6 protein-coding genes are annotated in these 6,763 nt (G+C 68.1%); 2 read left to right on the top strand and 4 right to left on the bottom strand.

The annotated features are described in order from the left end of the window. Window positions 1–96: 96 nt before the first annotated feature. On the top strand, window positions 97–1,770 hold the full coding sequence (locus BMG07_RS38990) for a thiamine pyrophosphate-binding protein (RefSeq protein WP_198088967.1): 1,674 nt from the start codon (window positions 97–99) through the stop codon (window positions 1,768–1,770). Between the two features lie 19 nt (window positions 1,771–1,789). On the opposite strand, the gene BMG07_RS38985 is transcribed toward BMG07_RS38990, so the two are convergent. Together BMG07_RS38985 and BMG07_RS38980 are read right to left on the bottom strand one after the other, a co-directional pair. Continuing rightward, complete coding sequence (locus BMG07_RS38985) at window positions 1,790–2,092, bottom strand: hypothetical protein (protein WP_198088966.1); 303 nt, start codon at window positions 2,090–2,092, stop codon at window positions 1,790–1,792. Between the two features lie 20 nt (window positions 2,093–2,112). Beyond that, window positions 2,113–3,348: an ammonium transporter gene (locus BMG07_RS38980; RefSeq protein WP_198088965.1), complete on the bottom strand. Its 1,236-nt coding sequence runs from the start codon at window positions 3,346–3,348 to the stop codon at window positions 2,113–2,115. 375 nt (window positions 3,349–3,723) lie between these two features. Between BMG07_RS38980 and BMG07_RS38975 the strand changes: the two genes are divergently transcribed. Then, window positions 3,724–4,422, top strand: a complete 699-nt coding sequence (locus BMG07_RS38975) for a TSUP family transporter (RefSeq protein WP_198088964.1) — start codon at window positions 3,724–3,726, stop codon at window positions 4,420–4,422. A 55-nt stretch (window positions 4,423–4,477) separates the two neighbouring features. Here the strand turns inward: BMG07_RS38975 and BMG07_RS38970 are convergent, their stop codons facing one another. Then, entirely contained in the window at window positions 4,478–5,989 is a 1,512-nt protein-coding gene (locus BMG07_RS38970) for a tripartite tricarboxylate transporter permease (protein WP_198088963.1), read from the bottom strand. Window positions 5,990–6,002: 13 nt separating this feature from the next. Further along, window positions 6,003–6,491, bottom strand: coding sequence for a tripartite tricarboxylate transporter TctB family protein (locus BMG07_RS38965; RefSeq protein ID WP_198088962.1), 489 nt, complete (start codon window positions 6,489–6,491; stop codon window positions 6,003–6,005). Window positions 6,492–6,763: the final 272 nt, after the last annotated feature.

Raw genomic sequence — 6,763 nt, 5'->3', positions numbered from 1 at the left:
TGCCGTCGGCGTGGCCAGCGCCGCTTGCCCCCATCCCGACCTTCCCCCGGAAGGGGAAGGAGCAAGACAGAACACAGTCAATTTCTTGGAGACAGCATGACCTCACCTCGCACCGGCGGCCAGATCCTCGTCGACCAGCTGATCACTCACGGCGTCAAGCAATTGTTCTGCGTGCCGGGCGAGAGCTTTCTCGCCGTGCTCGATGCGCTGCACGACGCGTCGATCGACGTGACCGTGTGCCGTCAGGAAGGCGGCGCCGCGATGATGGCCGAGGCGCAGGGCAAGCTCACGGGCCAGCCCGGCATCTGCTTCGTCACGCGCGGCCCGGGTGCGACCAATGCCGCGGCCGGCGTGCACATCGCGCACCAGGACTCGACGCCGCTGCTGTTGTTCGTGGGCCAGGTCGCGCGCGACGCATTGGGCCGCGAGGCCTTCCAGGAGCTGGACTACGGCGCGGTGTTCGGCACCATGGCCAAGTGGGTCGTGCAGATCGACGACCCCGCGCGCGTGCCCGAACTCGTGTCGCGCGCCTTCCATGTCGCCACCTCGGGCCGCCCCGGCCCCGTGGTGATCGCGCTGCCCGAAGACATGCTGACCGAAGCCGCCGCCGTCGCCGACGCGCTGCCCTATGCCGTGACGGAAACCCACCCCGGCGCCGCGCAGGTCGCCGAGCTGCAGCAGCGCTTGTCGCGGGCGCAGCGCCCCGTCGTCATCCTCGGCGGCAGCCGCTGGTCCGAGAAGGCCGCGCTGCGGTTCGCCGATTTCGCGGCCGCCTACGAACTGCCCGTGTACTGCTCGTTCCGCCGCCAGATGCTGCTGTCGGCCGAACACCCCAGCTATGCCGGCGACCTGGGCCTGGGCGCGAACCCGCGCATGCTCGAGCGCATCCGCAATGCCGACCTCGTGCTGCTGGTCGGCGGGCGCCTTTCCGAAGTGCCGTCGCAGGGCTACGAGCTGCTGGCCATTCCGTCGCCCAGGCAATCGCTGGTGCACGTGCATGCGGATGCCGACGAACTGGGCAAGCTCTACCGCCCCGCGCAGGGCATCCACGCCACGCCCCAGGCCTTCGCCGAAGCCGTGGCCGCGCTGCGCCCCGCCGCAACGCCGGCGTGGCAAGCAGAAACCCGGACCGCGCGCGAAGACTTCCTGCGCTGGAGCGACCCCGCGCCCATCCGCATTCCCGGTCCGCTGCAGATGGGCGAGGTCATGCGCCACCTGCGCGAAGTGCTGCCCGCCGACACCATCTTCTGCAACGGCGCCGGCAACTTCGCCACCTGGGTCCACCGCTTCTGGCCGTTCCGCGCGTTCGCCAGCCAGTTGGCCCCCACCAGCGGCTCGATGGGCTACGGCCTGCCCGCCGGTGTCGGCGCCAAGCGTTTGTGGCCGCAGCGCGAGGTGGTCGTGTTCGCGGGCGACGGCGATTTCATGATGCACGGCCAGGAGTTCGCCACGGCCGTGCAATACGGCCTGCCCATCCTCGTGGTGCTGCTGGACAACGCCATGTACGGCACCATCCGCATGCACCAGGAGAAGCACTACCCCGGTCGCATCAGCGCCACGCAACTGAAGAACCCCGATTTCCGCGGCTATGCCGAAGTATTCGGCGGCCACGGCGAGCGCGTGACCACCACCGAGGAGTTCGCCCCCGCGCTGGCCCGCGCACGCGCCAGCGGCAAGCCCGCCATCCTGCACTGCCTGCTCGACCCCGAGGCCATCACCCCGGGCAGCACGCTTCAGTCGATCCGCAAGGCCGCGCTGGCCGCGAACTGAATGCACCGACGCCAAGGCGTCAGCGCAACCCACCCACATAGCGCGGCGGCGGCGTAGGCGGCTGCCCGTCAGGCTGCCGCGCCGCCAACCGCGCCGCGCGCGCCAGCGGTTCCATCGCCTGCTCCAGCCGCAACGCGAGCTGGTAGAGCTCCTCGTCCTTCGTGTCCGCCGCGTGCGCCCGCGTCATGCGCACGATCTCGGTGGCGTACTCGGCGTTCGTCGCCATCCACTCGGTGTCGGTCACGCGCCCGTGCTTTCGCCGCAATGCCACGTGCAGGCGGGCGGCGAGGGCGATGCGTTCGCTTTCGGACATGGATGGCATGGTTCCTCCGTCTCGGTGAATCAACTCCCCAGGTGTTCCTTGTGCTGTGCAAGATCGAGGCCCAGCAGTTCGCTCTCGGCATCGACGCGCAGTCCCACCAGCGCATGCACCAGCAACAGCACCACCGCCGTTGCGGTTGCGCTGTAGATCGCCACGCTGCCCACCGCGATGGCCTGCGTCAGCACGTCGCCCTTCATGCCCGAGATGCGCGGGTCGGCGAACACCCCCGTGAGCAGCGCGCCCACGATGCCGCCGATGCCGTGCACGCCGAACACGTCGAGCGAATCGTCCGCGCCCAGCAGGTGCTTGAGCCCCGTCGCGCCCCAATAGCAGGCCAGCCCCGCGATCGCGCCGATGGCCAGCGCGGCCAGCGGCGTGACGAAGCCGGCCGCCGGCGTGATCGCCACCAGCCCCGCCACCAGGCCCGAGCACAGCCCCAGCAGCGACGGGCTGCGCCGCACGATCCACTCGCCGACCATCCAGCTCATGGCGCCGGCCGCCGCCGCGACGTGCGTCACCAGCATCGCCAGCCCCGCGCGCCCGTCGGCGGCCACCGCCGAGCCCGCATTGAAGCCGAACCAGCCCACCCACAGCAGCCCCGCGCCCACCATCGTGAAGGCCAGGCTGTAGGGCTCGAAGGCCTCGCGCCCGTAGCCCTTGCGCGGCCCCAGCGCATAGGCGCACACCAGCCCCGCGATGCCCGCGTTGACGTGCACCACCGAGCCGCCGGCAAAGTCGAGCGCGCCCATCTGCGCGAGCCAGCCGCCCGGCTCCCACACCCAGTGCGCGACCGGGGCGTACACCAGCACGCTCCACAGCAGCGCGAACCACAGCACGGCCGAGAAGCGCATGCGCTCGACGAAAGCGCCCAGCACCAGCGCGGTGGTGATGATCGCGAAGCTCAGCTGGAACATCGCGTAGACCGACTCGGGCACGTTGGGCGCGACATGGCTCACCGCCACCTGGCCGGCCTCTTTCAAATACTCGAAGCCCGAGAAGCCGACGCGGCCCAGCCCGCCCAGCCAGGGCCAGCCTTCGGTAAAAGCCAGCGAATAGCCGATGCCGAACCACGTGAGCGAGACCGCCGCGGCAATGGCGACCACCGCCGCCATCGTGGCCAGCACGTTCTTGCGGCGCACCATGCCCGCGTAGAAGAGCGCGATGCCGGGCAGCGTCATCAGCAGCACCAGCGCGGTCGAGGTCATCATCCAGGCGGTGTCTGCCGCGCTGATGGAGGCTTGCGGAGCCAAGGCCATGGCCGTTTCTTCTTCGAGTGAGGGACTTTGTCCTGGCGTGCACAAGTCGTGCCACGTTGTTAACCAGCAGAAACACTTTGGTTTGCGAACAGGTCTTCCGACGTAAGGCAAAGCGGGTAATTCCTAATGCACTGGCCCGGTGCACGCCCTAAAGTCACGCAACTCGCGAACGGGCCCTGCTCGTACTTGCCGAGGGTCCGAGGAGACAGTTTCCAAGCAACAAGAAAAAATGCTTCAAAGGCTCCATACGAGATGCCGTGATCGACTTTGAAAGGCGCCGCTGGTCGGCGCCTTTTTTATGGCCGCTCGACAGGAAGCGCCGACGTCTTTTGCTCCTCTTTTGGTAGCACCCCCGAATGAGACAATCCCGCCCCTATGGAAATGCTGGTGGTGACGGGCGCTTCGCTGCTCGCGGTATTCCCGGGCGCACCGCCGGCCACGCTGCTCGGCACCAACAAGAGCGCGTCGATATGGGGCACGGCCGCCGCCGCCGCGCAGTTCAGCCAGCGCGTGCAGATGCGCTGGGGCGCCTTGTGGCCGGCCGCGCTGCTCGGCTTCGTGGGCTCGATGCTGGGCGCCTGGGGCGTCACCCTGTTCCCGGGCGACTTCCTGCGCCGGGCGCTGCCGGTGATCTTGCTGGGCGTGCTGCTGTACACGCTGGCGCGCAAGGACATGGGCCGGCTGCACGCGCCGCGCTTCAGCGGCCGCGCCGAAACGCTGGCCGCCTGCACCATCGGCCTGTCGATCGGGCTCTACGACGGCTTCTTCGGCCCCGGCGCCGGGAGCTTCCTGGTGTTCTTGTTCGTGCGCTGGATGGGCTACGACTTCCTCAACGCCTCGGCCTCGGCCAAGATCATCAACACCCTGACCAACGCCGCCGCGCTGATCCTGCTGGCGGCCAAGGGCCACGTGTGGTGGCACTACGGGCTGGTGATGGCGGTGGCCAACGTGGCCGGCAGCCTGCTCGGCACGCGCGTGGCGCTGAAGCACGGCGCGGGCTTCGTGCGGGTGGTGTTCATCGTGGTGGTGAGCGCGCTGATTTTAAAAACGGCCTGCGACGCGTTTCTCAAATAGCCTGAATGAAAAAGCCCCCGGTCGGGGGCTTCTCGCGGCAAGGGAACGGCGCCGGTCACTCCTCGACGAAGGCTTCCTCGCGCTTGGCCTTGATGGCCGGCAGCAGCACGATGCCCAGCAGCAGCGCCGCGGCCACCAGCAGCCCCGCCGACAGCGGCCGCGTGATGAACACGCTCCATGCGCCGCGCGACAGCAGCAGCGCGCGCCGCAGGTTCTCTTCCATCATCGGCCCCAGGATGAAGCCCAGCAGCAGCGGCGCGGGCTCCGTGCGCAGCTTGATGAACAGGTAGCCGATGAAGCCGAAGGCCGCCACCATCCACACGTCGAAGGTGTTGTTGTTGGTCGAGTACACGCCGATCGCGCAGAACAGCACGATGGCGGGGAACAGGAACTTGTAGGGCACCGTCAGCAGCTTGATCCACATGCCGATCAGCGGCAGGTTCAGGATGATCAGCATCGCGTTGCCGATCCACATCGAGGCGATCAGGCCCCAGAACAGCTCGGGGTTGCTGGTCATCACCTGCGGGCCGGGCTGGATGTTGTGGATCGTCATGGCGCCCACCATCAGCGCCATCACCGCGTTGGGCGGAATGCCCAGCGTCAGCAGCGGAATGAAGGAGGTCTGCGCACCGGCATTGTTGGCCGACTCGGGCGATGCCACGCCGCGGATGTTGCCCTTGCCGAAGGGCACTTCGCCGGGACGCATCTTGATCTTCTTCTCCAGCGCGTACGAGGCGAACGAGGCCAGCAGCGCGCCGCCGCCCGGCAGGATGCCCAGCGCCGAGCCCAACGCCGTGCCGCGCAGCACGGCGGGCGTCATGCGCTTGAAGTCGTCCTTGGTGGGCCACAGGCCCTTGACCTTGTGCGTGAACACTTCGCGCTCGTCGTCGGGCTGCGAGAGGTTGCCGATGATTTCGCCGTAGCCGAACACGCCCATGGCAATGACCACGAAGCCGATGCCGTCGGTCAGCTCGGGAATGTCGAAGCTGTAGCGCGCCACGCCCGAGTTCACGTCGGTGCCGACGATGCCGAGCAGGAGGCCCAGCACGATCATTGCCACCGCCTTGATCAGCGAGCCCGAAGCCAGCACCACCGCGCCGATCAGGCCCAGCACCATCAGCGAGAAGTATTCGGCCGGGCCGAACTTGAAGGCCAGCTCGGTCAGCGGCGGCGCGAAGGCGGCCAGGATCAGCGTGCCCACGCAGCCCGCGAAGAACGAGCCCAGGCCCGCAGCGGCCAGCGCCGGACCCGCGCGGCCCTGCCTGGCCATCTGGTAGCCGTCGATGCAGGTGACCACCGAAGACGACTCGCCCGGCAGGTTCACCAGAATCGCGGTGGTGGAGCCGCCGTATTGCGCGCCGTAATAGATGCCGGCCAGCATGATCAGCGCCGACACGGGCGGCAGCGCGTACGTGGCGGGCAGCAGCATCGCGATGGTCGCGACCGGGCCGATGCCCGGGAGCACGCCGATCAGCGTGCCCAGGATGCAGCCGACCAGGCAGTACAGCAGGTTGGTGAAGGTGAAGGCAACGCCGAAACCGACGGAGAGGTTGTGGATCAGGTCCATGGTGCTTCTCTCCTCAGCCCGAAATGAAGGTGGGCCAGACCTGGATCTGCAACTTGAGCGCCCAGATGAACGCCACGTAGCTGCCTGCCGCCAGGATGGTCGAGAGCACCAGCACGTCGCGCAGCTTGAACTGCTCGCCCGCCATGCTCGAGATGATCGTGAGCGCGTAGATCGCGATGATCATGCCCATGGCCGGCAGCCCGATGCTGGGCAGGCCGCCCAGCAGCACGCCGAAGGCCAGGTTGGCGCCGAGCACGAAGGCCAGCGGTTTCCAGGCCCATTTGCCGATCGGGTCGCCGTCGGTGGTTTCGACCACCATGGCCTGGAACATGATGATGACCCCGAGCACTGCCAGCAGGATGCCGAGCATCAGCGGGAAGTAGCCCGGGCCCATGCGGGCGCCGTTGCCGACGGTATAGGTGGTGGCGCCGATCGCGAACGCGCCCCCCACGGTGGTGAACATGACTCCTGAAAAGAAGTCCGCCTGACTCTTGATTCGCACTGTCTCGCTCCTCTTTCTTAGAAGAGAGTGAGCGTCGTCGTCCGAGCCTGACCGTTGGCTGACCGCCGCGGTACGGACAATTGCGTACCGGGTTTGCCCAGGGCGCGCGTTTTTCGACCCGGCGCGCCAATGAAAAAAGCTCCCGAAGGAGCTTTTCTTGTCAGGGAGCCGGGGCTCCCTGGAGTGTGGGTGAGGGCTTAGTAGCCGCCGCGGCCACCGCCGCCGCCGCCGTAACCGCCGCCACCACCGCTGCGGCCACCGCCGCCGCCGCC

Source organism: Variovorax sp. E3, from assembly GCF_016082275.1.
Taxonomy (GTDB): domain Bacteria; phylum Pseudomonadota; class Gammaproteobacteria; order Burkholderiales; family Burkholderiaceae_C; genus Variovorax.
Note: the sequence above shows the minus strand (reverse complement) of the source record. Positions and strands in the feature narration are given on the sequence as shown.